The organism is Rhizobium sp. 0TCS1.26, assembly GCF_050455525.1.
Classification (GTDB): Bacteria; Pseudomonadota; Alphaproteobacteria; order Rhizobiales; family Rhizobiaceae; genus Neorhizobium.
Window position 1 is genome coordinate 362363 of record NZ_JBCIYV010000001.1, and the last position, 17119, is coordinate 379481.

Consider the following 17119-nt stretch of genomic DNA (forward strand, 5'->3'; position numbering starts at 1 on the left):
TTAATTCGCCTTGAGCGTCCGCGCACCCGCCGGCCCGGCAATGATCGCAAAGGACGCCATGTTGATGAACAACCCGTGCTCGACGACGCCGGGGATGGAATTCAATTGTGTCGCAAGTGCCTCTGCATCAGGAATACGGCCAAAAAATGCGTCGTAGATATGGTGGCCGCCATCCGTCGTGAAGCGTCCGTCGCCCGACTTCCGCAGCCGGATTTCGCCCGAAAGACCAAGCTTCCCGGCGAGCCGTTCGATGGCGATTTTCGTTGTCGTCATGCCGAACGCATTGATCTCGATCGGCAGCGGGAACTGGCCGAGCGTCTCGACGACCTTGCTCTCGTCGGCGATGACGATCATCTGCCGCGAGGCCGAAGCGACGATCTTTTCGCGCAGCAAGGCTCCGCCGCCGCCCTTGATCAGGCACAGGGCCCCGTCCACCTCGTCGGCACCATCGACCGTCAGGTCGAGCTCCGGCAGTTCGTCGAGAGATTTCAGCGGAACGCCGAGCTCCAGGCAGAGCCGCGCCGTCCGTTCGGACGTCGGAACCCCCTGCACTTTCAGCCCGTCGGCCACCTTTTCCGCCAGCAGTCGGACAAACTCGTCTGCCGTCGAACCGGTACCGATACCAAGCCGCATGCCGTCTTCGACATGCTGAAGTGCGACTTCCGCCGCCTTCACTTTCATTTCCCGGGCGTCCATGCGCCGCAAGCTCCCGTCTGTTTCGCCGTCAGCTGTTTACACGCCCCGGCGACCAAACAAAAGGCCCCGCCCACAGCATTCGCGGTGACAGGCAGCCGTGCCCGGGGATGCCTACCGACCGCCCTGGCACCCGGCCAACCACCCTGCTTTTCCCGTTCCATCGGCTGTCTTCCATTGTAGAATGCCAGTCAGCAATGCCTCGGGAGAAACAGCATGTTCAATCACGTGATGATCGGAACCAACGACATCGAGCGCTCGGAACGCTTCTACAACGCGGTTCTGGGAACGCTTGGCGCCCCCGGTCCGACGCAGAACCGCGCCGCTAGCGGCCATGCCCAGCTGTTCTACAGGCACGACGGCAGCAGTTTCGTCGTCAGCGAGCCGATCGACGACAATGTCGCCACGCCCGCGAACGGCGGCACCATCGCCTTTCGCTGCAGCTCGCCGCAACAGGTGCGGGACTTTCACGATACCGCCGTCGCCAACGGCGGCACCTCGATCGAAGAACCGCCAGGTCCGCGCGAGACCGGCGTCGGCATCGTCCATCTCGCTTATGTCCGCGACCCGGACGGCAACAAGCTGTGCGCCATCTGTCGCGGCACCTGAACGTCTTCTGCCACCGGAGCCGCCGGAAGACGCCGCCACCGGTTCCATTTATGCGTCAAACGCTCTAAGCCGGCAGCACGATGTCTTCAACATGCGAGGCCCTGCCCGTGACGAAACCCCTTGTCGTCTTCGATCTCGACGGGACGATGATCGATACCGCACCGGATCTGATCGACAGCCTGAACCACGCGATCGCTGCCCGCGGCCTTGCGCCGACCACCTTCGAAGACCTGACGCATCTCGTCGGACAGGGCGCCCGGGTAATGATCCGGCGTGCCTTCGACCTGCGCGGCGAACCCCTCGACGAGGCCGATGTCGAACCGCTGCTTGAGCGGTTTCTCAGCCACTACAAGGACCATATGCCCGGCCAGAGCCGGTCCTACGACGGGCTTCTCGCCTGCTTCGACCGGCTGGAAACGGCCGGCATGCGGCTTGCCGTCTGCACCAACAAAGTCGAGCAACTGACGCTGCCGCTGCTCGATGCGTTGGGCCTCACCCACCGCTTTGCCGCCATCACCTGTGGCGATACGTTTTCGGTTCGCAAGCCCGATGCCCGTCATCTCTTCGGCACCATCGAGCGGGCCGGCGGCGATGCCGCCACCAGCCTGATGGTCGGCGACAGCATCAACGACATCATGGCCGCCCGCAATGCCGGCATCGCCTCGATCGCCGTCACCTTCGGCTACTCGGACGTCGCGGTCGAGACGCTGAACCCGACCCGGGTCATCACCCACTTCGACGAGCTGACGGCTGACATGGTGCTGCAGGCGCTGGCACTCGCCAAGGCTGCCTGAGCCGCGCCAGCCGGATCGCGCCTATACCGACGACCCACAAGAAAAACCGCCCGCGGCATGGCCACGGGCGGTTCTATTGATTGTCGTCAGCGGATCAGGGCTTCAGGCTCAGGCGCCGCGCGCCTTGCTGGTTGCCTGCAATGCCTTCACCACCGCCTCGTCGCGACCGTAGACGTCGTCGAAGAACTCGACCTTGCCGTCCTTGTTCGGCCAGGCGGTGAAGTAGGCCACGTAGACCGGGATCTTCTGCGGCACCGTCATCGCCAGGTTCTTGCCCTGAGCGATCTTGGTACCGACCTCCTGCTCGCTGATGCCGAGCACGGCTGCCGCCATCTTGCGCGGCTCCGCCAGGCGCACGCAGCCATGGCTGAGCGCCCGCATGTCACGCTGGAAGAAGCTCTTGGAGGGCGTGTCGTGCATGTAGATGGCATGCGCGTTGGGGAACAGGATCTTCAGCTCGCCCAGCGCATTGTCGCTCGACGGCGGCTGGCGCACGGCGATCGACTGCGTCGAGCCGTACCAGTTGACCGAGCTGGAGGCGACGGCCTTGCCGCCGACTTCCACCTGGTAGCCGAGACGGTCGAGATAGTTCGGATCCTTGCGCAGCTTCGGCAGCATCTCGTTGACGATGATCGACTGCGGCACGCCCCAGTAGGGGTTGAGTTCCACCGTCTGGATCTCGTCCTGGAAGAAGTAGGTCTGGTTCGACTTCGAGCCGACCACGATGCGCATGGAGAACTGTTCTTGGCCGTGGTCGTGGTAGTAGACGCGGTAGGCCGGCTGGTTGATCAGCACGTAGCGGCTGCCCAGGTCATCGGGAAGCCACTTGGCCTGCTCCATGGCGACGACAAGCTTGTCCATCTTGCTCTGGTCGGAATGGCCGGCCATGGCGCGCAGCGTTGCCGGTCCGATCACGCCGTCGGCCTTCAGCCCGACTTCCTTCTGGAAGCCCTTCACCAGGTCGACGAGTTCCGGCGCATAGTCCGGCGTATGCTGGTAGGAGGCGAAGGTTGCCGCATACTCGGTCTTCAGCGTCTCGGAGCCACGCTTCTGGATTGCCGAGATGACGCTCGACAGATCCTCGCTCTGGTTGCCGGGCTTCAGCACCAGCGCCTCGGGAATGCGCACTTCCGTCTCGGCGGTCTTGCTTTCGGCGCGCAGCCGGTCGAGTTCGGCCTTCAGCGCCAGGAACTGCGGGCTGGTCGGCGCAAGGCTTGCAAGATACGCACCGGCGTCCGGCGCCGTGCCGACGAACGGCAGAACCGTTGCAAGGTTTACCGTGCGGCGCTTCAGGTCGTGGTAGCCGGAAATCCGGTTCGGATCGATGCGGCCGCGGGCCATGTCCTGGGCAAACAGCACGGCCTTGGCCGACAGCGCCAGTTCGAACTGCATCAGGTCCTTGTCGTGCTGCTCGGCAGGCGACGCAGGCGTAACGGTCGCGGCTGCCGCATCGGCGGGCGAGGTCGCGGCCTGCACCGCATCGATGGCGACATCGGCGACGGCGGGCTTTGCCGCATCGTCGGTGACGCTTGCCGTCGTCAGCATCGGCACGTCGAGGCGATAGTCGGCCGGGTCGAGACCGTATTCGCCGGCCTTTGCCAGCACCGCCAGAACCGTATGCGCCCGCTCGTTGACGTCGCCGTTCTCGACGAACAGCGGCGTACCGTTCTTGCTGTAATAGGCTTCAACCGCCTCTGCGACGTCGGCCGGTGCATTGACCTTCGCCTGCGCCAGGAAGCGCGTTGCGTCGGTCGCAGTGGCGGCCGCGAATGCGCCGGTCTTCACCTGGCGCATCGGATCGGTCTTGTAGGTGTAGTAGCGCGGCCCGGAAATCTTCGGCAGCGGTTCCGGATCACTCCGGTCCGCCTGACGCTGGGTCGCCGGCGAGACGGTGGTGCTGCGGTTTTCCACCTGTTCCTGGATGCTTTCGCGCTTGCCGCGCAGCATGTCCATCAGGGTCAGCGCCTGGGCCGGCGGAGCGGCGATTGCAACGAAGGAGATGCCTGAGAGCAGAGCAAGAGCGAAACTGGTCGTTTTCTGGGCGTGCGGCAATGTCTTCCCCGTCACCTTGTAAGCCTTGAATCAGCGGGCTTTTATATGTTGTCCGCGCCTGTCTAGCGGATAGAGCGCGGCGTGAAAAGCAAACGAAAGACGGCCTCCGTTAGGCTCCTCGAGAGCCGTCCGGCGCCTTATCGTTTCCGGAAGATTAAGAAACTATTGGTTAAATTTTTACTGACGGCGGCTTTAACGCGTCGCCGGGTTGCCAGGTTCCGGCTCTTCGCGGCTGCGATAAATGACGAGCGTGGCATTCCGAACACGCTTGGCGCCGCCTCGCCCTTGTGCGCCGCACGCGCTCATTTGGCGCCTTGTCGTGCTTGCAGTCGTGATGCAATCGTATAGTAATTCGCGCGCCCGACCGTGCAGGCGACGACGGCTCGCCGCTGCGCCTGCATTTTCCGAACGACCCGTGTCACACAGAGGCCAGACGATGACCACGCGCACCGAAACCGATACCTTTGGACCGATCGACGTTGCCAGCGACCGCTATTGGGGCGCCCAGGCGCAACGCTCGCTCGGCAACTTCAAGATCGGCTGGGAGAAGCAGCCGCTCTCCGTCGTGCGCGCGCTCGGCATCGTCAAGCAAGCCGCCGCCCGCGCCAACATGTCGCTCGGCGTGCTCGACGCCAAGCTCGGCGAGACGATCATCGCCGCCGCCCAGGAAGTCATCGACGGCAAGCTCGATGCGCATTTCCCGCTGGTCGTCTGGCAGACCGGCTCCGGCACCCAGTCGAACATGAACGCCAACGAGGTCATCTCCAACCGGGCGATCGAGATGATGGGCGGCGAGATGGGTTCGAAGAAGCCCGTCCACCCCAACGACCACGTCAACATGAGCCAGTCGTCGAACGATACCTATCCGACGGCCATGCACATCGCCTGCGCCGAAGAGGTCGTCCGCCACCTCATCCCGGCGCTGAAGCACCTGCACCAGGCGCTCGATGCCAAGGCCAAGGCGTTCGCGCACATCATCAAGATCGGCCGCACCCATACCCAGGATGCGACGCCGCTGACGCTCGGCCAGGAATTCTCCGGCTACACCGCGCAGGTCGCCTCGGCGATCAAGCGCATCGAAGTCTCGCTTCCCGGCCTCTATGAACTGGCGCAGGGCGGCACCGCCGTCGGCACCGGCCTCAACGCCCCCGTCGGCTTCGCCGAAAAGGTCGCCGAAGAAATCGCCGGCATCACCGGCCTGCCCTTCGTCACCGCACCCAACAAGTTCGAAGCGCTCGCCTCCCACGATGCGATGGTGTTCGCTCACGGCGCCATCAATGCTGCTGCAGCAGCGCTCTTTAAGATCGCCAACGACATCCGCTTCCTCGGCTCCGGCCCGCGCGCCGGCCTTGGCGAACTGTCGCTGCCGGAAAACGAGCCTGGCTCGTCGATCATGCCGGGCAAGGTCAACCCGACCCAGTCGGAAGCCCTCACCCAGGTCTGCGCCCACATCTTCGGCAACAACGCCGCGATCACCTTTGCCGGCAGCCAGGGCCATTTCGAGCTCAACGTCTTCAACCCGATGATGGCCTACAACTTCCTCCAGTCGGTGCAGCTGCTCGGCGATGCCGCCGTCTCGTTCACCGACAACTGCGTCGTCGGCATCGAGGCCCGCGAGGACAACATCCGCAAGGGCGTCGAGAATTCGCTGATGCTGGTGACGGCCCTCAACAGCCGGCTCGGCTACGACATCTGCGCCAAGATTGCCAAGACCGCCCACAAGAACGGCACGACGCTGCGCGAAGAAGCGGTCGGCGGCGGCTACCTGACGAACGAAGAATTCGATCAGTATGTTCGTCCGGAAAACATGATCGGCCCGAAGTAACGGGCGTTTGCGCGAGGGTCCCGCCAGTCGGGGCCCTCGCCTTTTTAAGTCCTGATCCAGGACTGCGCCTTTTTGGCACAACCTAAAATTTAATCGATTTGCATCCCGCATACTTCGTTTTGGCCAAAGCCGCTGATTTGGCGCGCTAATTAGTGCAGCCTTTGCAAGAACTCATGAATTGCGTATCTTTCGGCCTGCCTGATTCTTAAGTCTTTCCCAATGATTCCGCTTTAACTATAGTTTGATCATTCCAGTCCCCAGCCTCGGAGCAAGCAATGACGACGGCCTCTGCGCCGAAAGCGCCAGCCTCTGACGTGGCAACTCAAATCATGCACGCGATGCGCACCATGAGCGTCGCCCCCATCCCGAGAAACTACACTCTGTTCTACGAAGTCTGCCTGGGCACCAACCCGGCGCTGACACGCGATCTGGCGCTGCTGGGCAGCCGGCCGACGCAGGAAGAACTGGATGATCTCTGCTCTGCCCATCTCGGGCCCGGTCAGGCGCAGGTGGTCGACACTGCACATACCGAGCTGCTGAGCCAGCTCGAAGCCATCCTCATCCTGCTGCGTCAGGAGCAGGATTCGCTGGAAACCTACAATCGCCTGCTCGGCGAGACGGCCGAACGCATCAATTCGAAGAGCAATTTCTCCGCCGACCTGGTGCGCAGCGCCGTGGCCCTTCTCACCCAGGCGACCGGCGAGACCATCGCCAGCGGCGAGCGCACGGTCGAGGGTGTCGCCAGGCGGTCGCAGGAGATGGACCAGGTCCGACGCGAACTCGACGAGTACAAGCGCATCGCCAACACCGATTCGCTGACGCACCTGTCGAACCGCCGCGCCTTCGACGAGCAGCTCGCCGCCCTCTACGACGACCCGATGAAGCTGCCGTTGACGGCGCTGGTGCTCGCCGACATCGACAACTTCAAGAAGGTCAACGACAGCTACGGCCATCCGGTCGGCGACAAGATCCTCGCCTCCGTCGCCGCCGTGCTGCGCTCCAGCGTCCGCAAGGAGGTCTTCGTCGCCCGCACCGGCGGCGAGGAGTTCGCATTGATCGTCGAGGGGAATACCGCCGAGGAGGTCATGAGCCTCTGCGAGCGCGTTCGTCGCACCCTGGAGATCCGCCCGTTCCGCCATTCACGGACAGGCGTCGATTACGGGCCGATCACCGTCTCGATGGGCTTTGCCATGGCAACCCAGGCCGTCGATCCCGGCGATCTCTACGTCAAGTCGGACACGGCCCTCTACTGCGCCAAGAATGCCGGCCGCAACCGGACGATGATCTTCGAGGACGGCATGCGCAAGGATTACGCCGGCAAGGGCTGGCTGATCTACAAGAAGTAGCCCCGACCGATGCGACCACCCGACCAGAAATGCCCGCCGGTCACCACATGCTGGCCTTGGCGCGTGCGGCCCATTCGCGGTCATAGGTAATCTGGTCGAAATCCGCCTTGGTGGCCTTCAGCATGGCGCCGGGCGTCGGCAGGCTGTCGGGCGCCACGTGATGCTCGGCGTTCCACAACTCGGCGCGCATCACCGCCCGGGCGCACTGGAAATACACCTCGTCGATACTCACCACCGTCACCGTGCGCGGATGACGTCCGTCCATCTCGAAACTCTGCAGCAGCTGTTGATCGGCCGACACCACGGCCCGGCCGTTGACGCGCATCACGGTGTTCGAGCCGGGGATCAGGAACATCAGCGCCACACGCGGGTCGCGGACGATGTTGATCAGCGAATCGACACGGTTGTTGCCGCGCCAGTCGGGCAGCATCAGGGTTTTCTCGTCGTCGATCCGCACCACGCCGCCGAGGTCGCCACGTGGCGAACAGTCGAGACCTTCCGGGCCGACGGTTGCCAGCGCCACGAAGGGCGAGGCGTCGATCATCTGCCGGTATTCCGGCGTCAGCCGCACCGCCACCTTGGCAAGCGAGGCTTCCGAACAGCCGTCGTAGATCGACCGCAACTGCTCGACGCTTTCGATGATCCCCATGTGATGTCTCCCGCATTGATTTTTGCGGCAGACTAGTCACTCGGATTGACAGCGGCAAGACACGCCGTCACTCGCCGCGCAGCTCTCCCACCTCGTCGGACTGGTGCGGGATGCGCGACAGCCGCCGGTACTCCCAGACCGCAACGACCAGCAGTGCCAGCGCGCCGGCAAGCCCCGCCCAGCCGCCGACCAGTCCTGGCGCCAGCGGCAGCGCGGCCACGAGCAGCACCAGTCCGGCGCAGTGCGAATAGGGTATTCGTCCGGTGGTCATCCGCTTGACCCAGAGATTGCCGAGGAGGAACAGCGCCGGTCCGCCGAGGATGGCAGCGGCTCGCGCCAGATCGGTCACCTCGGTCGGATGCGCCAGCAGATGCTCCGACGAGACCGCGCAGAGCACGATCCCGGCGACGACCGGCATGTGGCCATAGGTGAAGACGTGCAGGGCCACCTCGCCCGGCTCCATCGTCTCCTCGATCTCGCGGCTGGCCTTGGCCTGGCCGAAGTGGAAATAGATCCACCACATCAGGCCGCTCACCCCGAAGGCGCCGACGAAGGTGGCGATCACCGGCACCGACAGGTCCTGTTCGGCAAAGCTGCGGCCGATCGCGAGAATGCTTTCGCCAAGGCAGATCATCACGAACAGCGCGCACCGCTCGGCCATGTGCTCGCCGGAAATGTCCCAGTCGCTGGAATGCGACCGCCCGAAGCCCGGCACGAAGAAGCGCAGTTCCGGCGCCGCATATTCGATGATCAGCGCCACGCTCCACAGGATCAGGCGCGTCTCCTCGACCGACAGGGCACCGGCGATCCACAGGCAGGCCGACAGCGCAAACCAGAGGGAGACGCGCACGAAATTGCGCCGCACCGAGGGCAGCACGTCCTTGAAGGCGTAGATGGCAAAGAGCGAGCGGCCGAGCTGCATCGCCACATAGGCGCCGGCAAACATCAGTCCCTTCTCGGCAAACGCCTGCGGGATCGCCGCCGACATCAGCAGGCCGAAGAACATCAGCCCGAACAGCATGGCGCGGATCGGCCCCCGGTCCGGGTCGAGCCAGTTGGTTACCCAGGCCGTATGGTTCCACACCCACCACAGGGCCAGCGCCAGAAGCCCGCCCTCCAGCAGCCCGAACGGCGTGAACTCTCCGGCGATGAAATGCGACAGCTGGATCAGCGAAAAGACGAAGATCAGGTCAAAGAACAGCTCGGGAAAGCCGACCTGCTTGTCCTCCTGGTCCTCCTCGCGAAGCCAGTGCTCGCTATCGCTGTCGCTGCCCGTCACCACCGGTCAGCGTCCGAAGGAAGGAGCGTCGCGGTCGAGCCCCTTTTCCGCCAGCTCGGCCTCGTAGGCGGCAAACAGCGTCTCGCCCGTCTCGCCGAGCTCGCGCAGATAGCGCCAGGTGAAGATGCCGCTGTCGTGGCCGTCGTCGAAGGCGATCCGCACCGCGTAGTTGCCGGCCGCAACGACGTTGCGGATGGCCACCATGCGCTTGCCCGGCACCGTCACCTTCTGGCCCGGTCCGTGACCCTGCACTTCGGCGGATGGCGACAAGACCCGCATCATCTCGGCCGGCAGCTCGAAGCGCGCGCCGTCGTCGAAGCTGACGATCAGCATGCGACGATCCTGCGAGACGCGCAGTTCCGTGGGCCAGGCCTGGTCGAAAGTGTCGCTCATGGGACGATCATCCGTTTGCTCTGAGACATGGGGCGGTACCGGCATCCTGCAAGGGCGGTGCACCGGCCGTCCAAAAGCCTATCCGACTTGACGTCGCCGACATCAAGACCCATTTTGCAGGAAGGAGAATATGCCCTTGAACAGTCTCGTCACTGCGCCCCGCGATCACACTGCCCTCGGCTCTGTCACCGCCCCGATGATCGATCCCTTCGGCCGCGCGGTCAATTACCTGCGCGTCTCGGTGACCGACCGTTGCGACTTCCGATGCACCTACTGCATGGCCGAGAACATGACATTCCTGCCGAAGAAGGACCTCCTGACGCTGGAGGAACTCGACAGGCTCTGTTCCGCCTTCATCGCCAAGGGTGTACGCAAGCTGCGGCTGACGGGCGGCGAGCCGCTGGTGCGCAAGAACATCATGTTTCTCGTGCGCGCGCTCGGCCGGCAGATCGAGTCCGGCCGTCTCGACGAACTGACGCTGACCACCAATGGTTCGCAGCTCGCCCGCTATGCCGACGAACTCTACGACTGCGGCGTTCGGCGCATCAATGTCTCCGTCGACACCCTGGATGCCGACAGGTTCCGCAAGATCACCCGCTGGGGCGAGCTGTCGAAGGTCATGGAAGGCATCGACGCGGCGCAGAAGGCCGGGCTGAAGATCAAGCTGAACGCGGTGGCTCTCAAGGGCTTCAACGATCATGAAATCCCGGAGATGATGCGCTTCGCCCATGGCCGCGGCATGGACCTGACCGTCATCGAAACCATGCCGATGGGCGAGATCGACGAGGATCGCACCGACCAGTACCTGCCGCTGTCGCAGCTGCGCGCCGATCTCGAGCAGCGCTTCACGCTCAACGACATCCCGTACGCGACCGGCGGCCCCGCCCGCTATGTCGAGGTGAAGGAAACCGGCGGACGGCTCGGCTTCATCACCCCGATGACCCATAATTTCTGCGAGAGCTGCAACCGTGTCCGGCTGACCTGCACCGGCACGCTCTACATGTGCCTTGGCCAGAACGATGCGGCAGATCTGCGCACGGCGCTGCGCGCCTCCGAAGACGACGGCTATCTGTCGGCCGCCATCGACGAAGCGATCCTGCGCAAGCCGAAGGGCCATGATTTCATCATCGACCGCAACAACCGTCCCGCCGTCTCCCGCCACATGAGCGTCACCGGCGGCTGATCTTAAGCCTGCTCCATTTCCGCCGCGCGAGACGTGAGGTGCCGGAATGAAGATCGTGTCTCTCAACGGCTGGGGCGGCAAGCTTCACGAGGACCTGACCGCCTACCTCCGGTCCGAAGCGCCCGACATCCTGTGCCTGCAGGAGGTGGTCCACACCCCCGACACGGAGAAGGACTGGCTGACCTATCGGGACGGCGACCATGTCCTGCAGCAACGGGCGAACTTCTTCCGGGACATTGCCCGAACCCTTGCCGACCATCAGGCGACCTTCTGCCCGGCGAGCCGGGGCGTGCTCTGGGACGGAGCGCAGGCCGTGCCCTCCCAGTGGGGACTGGCAACCTTCGTGCACAGATCGCTGCCGATAACCGAGCAGGCCCAGGGCTTTGTCCACAAGGCATTCTCGCCGCACGGCTACGGCGAGCACCCGCGATCGCGCAACGCGCATGCCATCCGTGTCTACGATGTCGAGACCGAGAGATATGTCTGCATCGCGCACATGCACGGGCTGCGTGATCCTCAGGGAAAGACCGATACGCCCGCGCGACGGCAGCAGGCGCACCGGCTGGTGGACCTGGTACGTCGGGTCGCTCAACCCGACGATGGGCTGATCGTCTGCGGCGATTTTAACGTCGAGCCCGACAGCGAGACCTTCGCGATCCTCGGCCGGCTGGGGCTCACGGAGCTGGTGACGAGCCGCGGGTTTCAAGGCACGCGCACGTCGCACTATGCAAAGCAAGGCAGGTTCGCCGACTACATGCTGGTCAACGAACGCATCGAGGTCCTGACGTTTTCGGTCGTCGTTGAACCGGAGATCTCGGATCACTGCCCGCTGGTGCTGACCATCTGACCGGATCTGTCATCCCCGCACGTAAAAAAGGGTCGCCGGAAAGGCGACCCTTTACTGTTTGAGCGGCCGGGCGCCGGCTCAGGGCTTCGGCGGATCGAGCGGCAGCGCGGCCGGCGCGATCTGCGTCTGCGCCGGCGTCGTCCCGCCCGTCGCGCCTGCGGCAGGGATCGAAGCTGCCGGGGTGGATGCGGTGCCGATCGAGCCGGTCGGCATCTGGTCGGTGGCAAGCGGCTGCGGCGTCACCGAACCGTCGGCTGCCGCCACCCGCCACACCGTGTTGCCCGCATCGTCGGCCACCAGCAGCGCGCCGGTGCCGTCGATGCCGACGCCGACAGGCCTGCCCCGGGCATTGTCGCCGTCGATGAAGCCGGTCACCACGTCCTGCGTCTTGCCGGAGGGCTTGCCGTTCTCGAACGGCACGAAGCTCACCCGGTAGCCGTTGAAGTGGTCGCGGTTCCAGCTGCCGTGCTCGCCGATGAAGGCGCCGTTGGCATAGGGCTGCGGCAGCGCCGAACCGGTCGAGAAGGTCAGCCCGAGGGCCGCCACATGGCTCGACAGCGCATAGTCCGGCGGGATCGCCTTCTCCACCATGTCCGGACGCGGCGGGTGAACGCGGCGGTCCACATGCTGGCCGTAATAGCTCCACGGCCAGCCGTAGAAGGCGCCGTCCTTCACCGAGGTCATGTAGTCGGGCACGAGGTTCGGGCCGAGCTCGTCGCGCTCGTTGATGACCGCCCACAGCTCGCCTGTTGCCGGGTTGAAGCTGAGGCCGTTCGGGTTGCGCAGACCCGATGCGAAAACGCGTGCCGCCCCGGTCTGCCGGTCGACCTGCCAGATCGCCGCCCGGCCCTTCTCGGCCTCGATGCCGTTCTCGACGATGTTCGAGTTCGAGCCGACCGAGACGTAGAGCATCTGGCCGTCGGGGCTGAGTGCCAAGTCCTTCGTCCAGTGGTGGTCGATCGGCCCGCCCGGCAGCGGCGTCAGCACGCGCGGCTCAGCCGAGATCTGCGTCTCGCCCAGTCTGTAGGGATAGGCGAGGATGGCATCGGTTGCCGCGACATACAGCGTGTCATCGGCAAATGCCACGCCGAACGGCGAGTTGAGCCCGGTCAGCAGATCTTGGCGTTCGTCCACCTGGCCATCGCGATTGGTATCGCGCAGCAGGGTGATGAGATTGCTCTCCTTCTTCGGCCCGCCGGTATCGCCGTGCGAGATGGCCATGATCCAGCCGCGGATGAAGTCCTTCGGCCGCGAGGTCGGTTCGCCCTTCGGTCCTTGGGACTGGATGACCAGCACGTCGCCGTTCGGCAGGGTGTGGACGGTGCGCGGATTGGCAAGGTCCTTGGCATAGACGCTGATCGACAGGCCGTCGGCGACCTTCGGCATCTCGCCGTCCTTCCAGCCGATTACCGAGGCGACCTTCAGGTCGGGCAGCAGCGACGCGCTGGGCTCCGGCAGCACCGGATCCGGACCGATCTGCTGCGACGTATCGAAACCGCCGTCCTGCGCCACTGCAGCCTGCGGAAGAACGAGCGCCACGGCCGCACCGGCCATCAGCAGCCGGCGCAGCATCGGAAGGGCATATCCCGGAAGAGCGGATCTCATGACAGTCTCCTGTAGGCGACGGGACGGCGGGAAGCAGCAAGCCACAGCGTCACCAGCATCGCCAGCATGGTGACGGCCGAGGCGACCAGTCCGTTCGGCACGACGGCGGTCCAGCCGTCGCCGGCATGGATGAGGCTGTTGACGACGGACAGCAGCAGAACGACGATGAAGCCGAGCGTCGCGGCAATGCCGGGCATCATCAGGCGGGTCGCCGGGCGGATCCAGTCGATGATGCCGGCAAGGATGCCGATGGCGCCGAAGAGTGCGCCGGCAAACAGCAGCCAGGCGGAAAAATTCTGCCACATCAGGTTGGTGGTGCGCCAGAACAGGATGTCGGTCGCCATCGTCAGCGTGAAGCAGACGAACGGAAAGGGAATGAAAAGCGCAGAGAGGCGGTGGCCGGGAAGGACCACCGGTTCGGCATGCATGGAGGCCATGGGAAGCTCCCCTGTGTCGGAGTTGAACAGGACCATCTTTTACGCATGACACCGGCTTTTGTTCCGCCCCGCCAGGCGGCAGGCTTCCGTCGGTCTGCCGGCGAGCGCCCGAACCGCATTGAATTCGACCCGGCAAAGGGGATGCGCGACAGGCGCCGACCCTGTAGGAAGCGCCGATGGATCTCGCCTCTCCCATTTCCGGCATCGGCACTGCCGCCGCAACCGAGCTGTCGGCGCGCGCCTGCGGAACCTGCACGCTTTGCTGCCGGCTGCCCGATATCGAGGTGCTGTCGAAGCCGGCCAATGCCTGGTGCCGGCACTGTGTCGAGGACCACGGCTGCCGCATCTACGACGATCGCCCGCAGACCTGTCGCGACTTCCTCTGCCTGTGGCGCACCGATGCAGGCCTTGGCCCCGAGTGGGACCCGTCTTCGGCAAAGATGATGCTCTACCGTCAGGGCCCGCAGACGACGGTTCTGGTCGACCCCGCCCATCCGGACATCTGGCGCACGGAACCCTATCGCAGCGGGCTCGCGGCGATCGCCGCCGAAGCGGAGGCGGGCGGCGGCTACGTCATCGTCTTCGTCGGCGATCATGTATCCCGGGTGCGTCCGGACGCGGGTGGCGACACGGCCTGATCCTCCGCGGCTCCCCGACGAAAAAGGGGCCTCGCGGCCCCTCTTGACGTTCTTCTCAAGCCTGATGTCAGGCCGCCCGGGTGCGGCCGCGCAGCACGTCGTCGCGCCGCTCGGTCCGGCCGAGATCCATCTCGAGGTGCGGGTCGCGAGTCTTGAAGTGCTCGATCTTGTCGGCCAGCGCCTCGACCCGGCCGCGCAGCCCGTGGATCTCGGCATTGTTCTCCTCGACCATCGCCGCGTTGCGCTGGGTGATCAGTTCCACCTCGCCGAGCGCCTGGCTCACCTCGCCGATGCCGACCGACTGTTCACCGGTCGCCGTCGAGATGTCCGAGACCAGCTTCTGCACCGTGCCGATATGGGCAATGATCTGGCCCAGCGCCTCGCCGGTCTGCTCGACCAGCTGCACGCCGTTGCGCACCTGTCCGGAGCTTGCCGAGATGAGGCCCTTGATCTCCTTGGCGGCATTGGCGCAGCGCTGCGCCAGTTCGCGCACTTCCTGGGCAACGACCGCAAAGCCGCGTCCCGCCTCGCCTGCCCGCGCCGCCTCGACGCCGGCATTGAGCGCCAGCAGGTTGGTCTGGAAGGCGATCTCGTCGATGACGCCGATGATCGTGCTGATCTTGTCCGACGACCGGCTGATCTCGGCCATTGCTTGCACGGCGCTGGTCACCACCTCGCCGGAGTGCGTCGCGAAGGCGCCCGCCTCGTCGACGGAGCGTGCCGTATGCTGGGCGCTCTGAGCCGTCGAGCGGACGATGTCGGAGAGCTGTCGCAGCGCCCGGGTCGATTGCTCTAGCGCCGCGGCCTGCTGCTCGGTGCGCCGGGCAAGATCGTCGGCCGACGCCGAAAGATTGCCGGCGCCGCTGTTGATGTCGTCGGCCACCGCCCGCACGTCGCCGAGCGTCGCGCGCAGCGTCCGGACGGCGAGGTTGTAGGTGCGGGCCATCTCGATGAAGTCGGCCGGCAGGTTTTCGGTCATCTCCTGCTCGAGATCGCCGTCGGCCAAGAGGTGCAGCATTTCCGCCAGCGCCGAAAGCGCCTGATTCTGCTCCTCGGAAATCCGCGCCCGCTCGCGGGCCCGCCGGTCGGCCTCGGCATTCGAGGCCTCGCGTGCCGAATGCGCCTCCTGCTCCAGCCGGACGTTCTCGACCGCCGCGTCGCGGAAGACGCTGACCGAGCGCACCATGTCGCCGATCTCGTCGCCGCGTTCGCGGCCGTCGATCGCCACCTCCAGGTCGCCGCCCGCAAGCCGCGTCATGATCTCCGTCACCCGGCGCAGCGGCCCGCGCAGCGTCTCCACCAGCATCAGCGCGCCGATGATGGCAAGCAGCGTGCCGATCACGGTTGCCGCCACCGACAGGTTGGCGGAGCGCTCGCTGTCCTGCTTGCCGGCTTCCTGGGCCTGCGCGACGAAATCCTTGAGCCCCGTCATGCCCTGCGCCAGCGTCTGCTCGGCCGCGGTACGCGCCACCTTCCATTCGCTGGAAAGCGCCAGGATGACCTCGGTATTCTTGCTCAGCTGGTCCAGCTGCGGCAAAAGCTGCGGCGCAAATTCACGCATCGCTTCGTTCTTGGTGCCGAGCTTGCTCACCGCAGCGCTGGAGGCGGTCAACGCCCGGACGTCGGCAAGCACCTCCTGGCGGGCCTCCTCCGTCAGGTTGACGCGCAGGCGCTCGGTGTGCAGCTGCAGCATGTCGATCAGTTGCAGCGACTTGCCGATTTCGGCCAGCAGGCTGCGCATCAGCTGGATCTCGTCTTCCAGGGTGGCAAACCGGTCGGTGGCGGTCGCGGTGCTCTTCTGCACCTCGGCCATGAAGGTCTCGCGCAGCGACAGCAGCTTCTGCAGCGACTGGCGCGCCGCCGGCGCCTTTTCCGCCGCCGGGCGATCGCTGGAAAGCAGCGTCTGCAGACCGTCGGCCTCGCTCTTGGCGCCGTCGAGCATGCGCGCCACCTTGGAGGTCGCCCTGCCCTCCAGCTTGACGAATTCCTTCTGCAATAGCCCCAGATAGGTCTGCGTCGCCTTGACCACCGTCTCGTCGCTGGTGACGTCCTTGATGGCGTCCTGGACGTTCTGGATGCGGGTGGAAATGCTCTTCAGCACGAAGGCGTCGAACAGCGCGCCCTTGGCAAAGCGCTCCTTGCTTTCCGATTCCTTGCGGACGTTGGCAATCTGCGCATCGACCGAGGAGGCCAGCATGCGGATGTCGTCGACGCCCGATTCCAGCGCCTGCTCGGTGCGCGTCACCTTGCGTTCGATCTCCCACAGCCCGGCCGTCGCCTGGCGCAGCGCAGGCGCCGTCTGGCGCACCGGCTCCACACGCTCACGGTCACCGTCGCTCATCAGCAGGCTCTCGAGCGTGGCGACGCCCTTCTCCTGCCGGTCGATGGTCTGGTTGAGCTGGGCAAGCGTGTCCGCCTGCGGATTTGCGGCAAACCCCAGGAGGGCTGCCTGCAGCCGCTCGAAATCGCCGATGTTCTCGATGGTCGCGCGCGTCACGGTCATGTGGCCGTTCAGCATGCGCGCCGTGTAGAAACCGGCAAGTCCGACGCCGGCGATCAGCAGGATCAGCGGCACGACGAAAAGCAGAACCTTCGTGACAATCCGACGGCTCTGCAGAAGACGATCCAGGAACGACATTGCACCTCCTCAGTGCACACGCCGCAACTGCCGGTCATCGGCAGCGGACGCATCTGTCATCCCGTATCATGCGGGGCGTACCAGACTGGATCAGCACCGGTTGCACAACCGTTAACGATAGCGCCGCCGGA

Annotated in this window: 15 protein-coding genes; 7 read left to right on the forward strand and 8 right to left on the reverse strand. The window is 65.0% G+C overall.

Going from position 1 to position 17119, the window contains the following annotated elements; all coding sequences use genetic code 11:
• Positions 1–696, reverse strand: coding sequence for a ribose-5-phosphate isomerase RpiA (gene rpiA, locus AAIH46_RS01775; protein ID WP_430303800.1), 696 nt, complete (start codon positions 694–696; stop codon positions 1–3).
• A 213-nt stretch (positions 697–909) separates the two neighbouring features.
• Here rpiA and AAIH46_RS01780 point away from each other — a divergent pair, with 213 nt between their 5' ends.
• Positions 910–1302, forward strand: coding sequence for a VOC family protein (locus tag AAIH46_RS01780; protein WP_430303801.1), 393 nt, complete (start codon positions 910–912; stop codon positions 1300–1302).
• A gap of 80 nt (positions 1303–1382) precedes the next feature.
• Positions 1383–2096, forward strand: coding sequence for an HAD family hydrolase (locus AAIH46_RS01785; protein ID WP_430303802.1), 714 nt, complete (start codon positions 1383–1385; stop codon positions 2094–2096).
• Positions 2097–2204: 108 nt separating this feature from the next.
• Here the strand turns inward: AAIH46_RS01785 and AAIH46_RS01790 are convergent, their stop codons facing one another.
• Complete coding sequence (locus AAIH46_RS01790) at positions 2205–4049, reverse strand: L,D-transpeptidase family protein (protein ID WP_430304961.1); 1845 nt, start codon at positions 4047–4049, stop codon at positions 2205–2207.
• 535 nt (positions 4050–4584) lie between these two features.
• Here AAIH46_RS01790 and fumC point away from each other — a divergent pair.
• Positions 4585–5973: a class II fumarate hydratase gene (gene fumC / locus AAIH46_RS01795; protein WP_430303803.1), complete on the forward strand. Its 1389-nt coding sequence runs from the start codon at positions 4585–4587 to the stop codon at positions 5971–5973.
• 275 nt (positions 5974–6248) lie between these two features.
• Positions 6249–7319 carry a GGDEF domain-containing protein gene (locus AAIH46_RS01800; protein ID WP_430303804.1) on the forward strand — a complete coding sequence of 357 codons (1071 nt, stop codon included), beginning with the start codon at positions 6249–6251 and terminating at the stop codon, positions 7317–7319.
• A gap of 40 nt (positions 7320–7359) precedes the next feature.
• Here AAIH46_RS01800 and AAIH46_RS01805 read toward each other — a convergent pair whose 3' ends face one another.
• The 3 genes from AAIH46_RS01805 to AAIH46_RS01815 all read right to left on the reverse strand — a co-directional run bounded on the left by AAIH46_RS01805 (position 7360) and on the right by AAIH46_RS01815 (position 9640).
• Positions 7360–7968 carry a pyridoxamine 5'-phosphate oxidase family protein gene (locus tag AAIH46_RS01805; protein WP_430303805.1) on the reverse strand — a complete coding sequence of 203 codons (609 nt, stop codon included), beginning with the start codon at positions 7966–7968 and terminating at the stop codon, positions 7360–7362.
• Between the two features lie 67 nt (positions 7969–8035).
• A complete protein-coding gene (locus tag AAIH46_RS01810) occupies positions 8036–9250 on the reverse strand; it encodes a low temperature requirement protein A (RefSeq protein ID WP_430303806.1) in 1215 nt (404 codons plus the stop codon).
• Positions 9251–9253: 3 nt separating this feature from the next.
• The gene (locus AAIH46_RS01815) at positions 9254–9640 is read right to left on the reverse strand and encodes a gamma-butyrobetaine hydroxylase-like domain-containing protein (protein WP_430303807.1); all 387 of its coding nucleotides are present in this window, start codon (positions 9638–9640) and stop codon (positions 9254–9256) included.
• Positions 9641–9770: 130 nt separating this feature from the next.
• On the opposite strand from AAIH46_RS01815, the gene moaA reads away from it, so the two are divergent.
• Together moaA and AAIH46_RS01825 are read left to right on the forward strand one after the other, a co-directional pair.
• On the forward strand, positions 9771–10823 hold the full coding sequence (gene moaA / locus AAIH46_RS01820; protein ID WP_430303808.1) for a GTP 3',8-cyclase MoaA: 1053 nt from the start codon (positions 9771–9773) through the stop codon (positions 10821–10823).
• A 46-nt stretch (positions 10824–10869) separates the two neighbouring features.
• Positions 10870–11670 (forward strand): endonuclease/exonuclease/phosphatase family protein, encoded by an 801-nt coding sequence (locus AAIH46_RS01825; protein ID WP_430303809.1) that lies wholly within the window; start codon positions 10870–10872, stop codon positions 11668–11670.
• Positions 11671–11748: 78 nt separating this feature from the next.
• Here the strand turns inward: AAIH46_RS01825 and AAIH46_RS01830 are convergent, their stop codons facing one another.
• Positions 11749–13224, reverse strand: coding sequence for a PQQ-dependent sugar dehydrogenase (locus tag AAIH46_RS01830; RefSeq protein WP_430304962.1), 1476 nt, complete (start codon positions 13222–13224; stop codon positions 11749–11751).
• 47 nt (positions 13225–13271) lie between these two features.
• Positions 13272–13712 (reverse strand): DUF2231 domain-containing protein, encoded by a 441-nt coding sequence (locus tag AAIH46_RS01835; RefSeq protein ID WP_430303810.1) that lies wholly within the window; start codon positions 13710–13712, stop codon positions 13272–13274.
• A gap of 176 nt (positions 13713–13888) precedes the next feature.
• Here AAIH46_RS01835 and AAIH46_RS01840 point away from each other — a divergent pair, with 176 nt between their 5' ends.
• Entirely contained in the window at positions 13889–14350 is a 462-nt protein-coding gene (locus tag AAIH46_RS01840; protein WP_430303811.1) for a YkgJ family cysteine cluster protein, read from the forward strand.
• A gap of 67 nt (positions 14351–14417) precedes the next feature.
• Here AAIH46_RS01840 and AAIH46_RS01845 read toward each other — a convergent pair whose 3' ends face one another.
• Entirely contained in the window at positions 14418–16988 is a 2571-nt protein-coding gene (locus tag AAIH46_RS01845; RefSeq protein ID WP_430303812.1) for a methyl-accepting chemotaxis protein, read from the reverse strand.
• Positions 16989–17119: the final 131 nt, after the last annotated feature.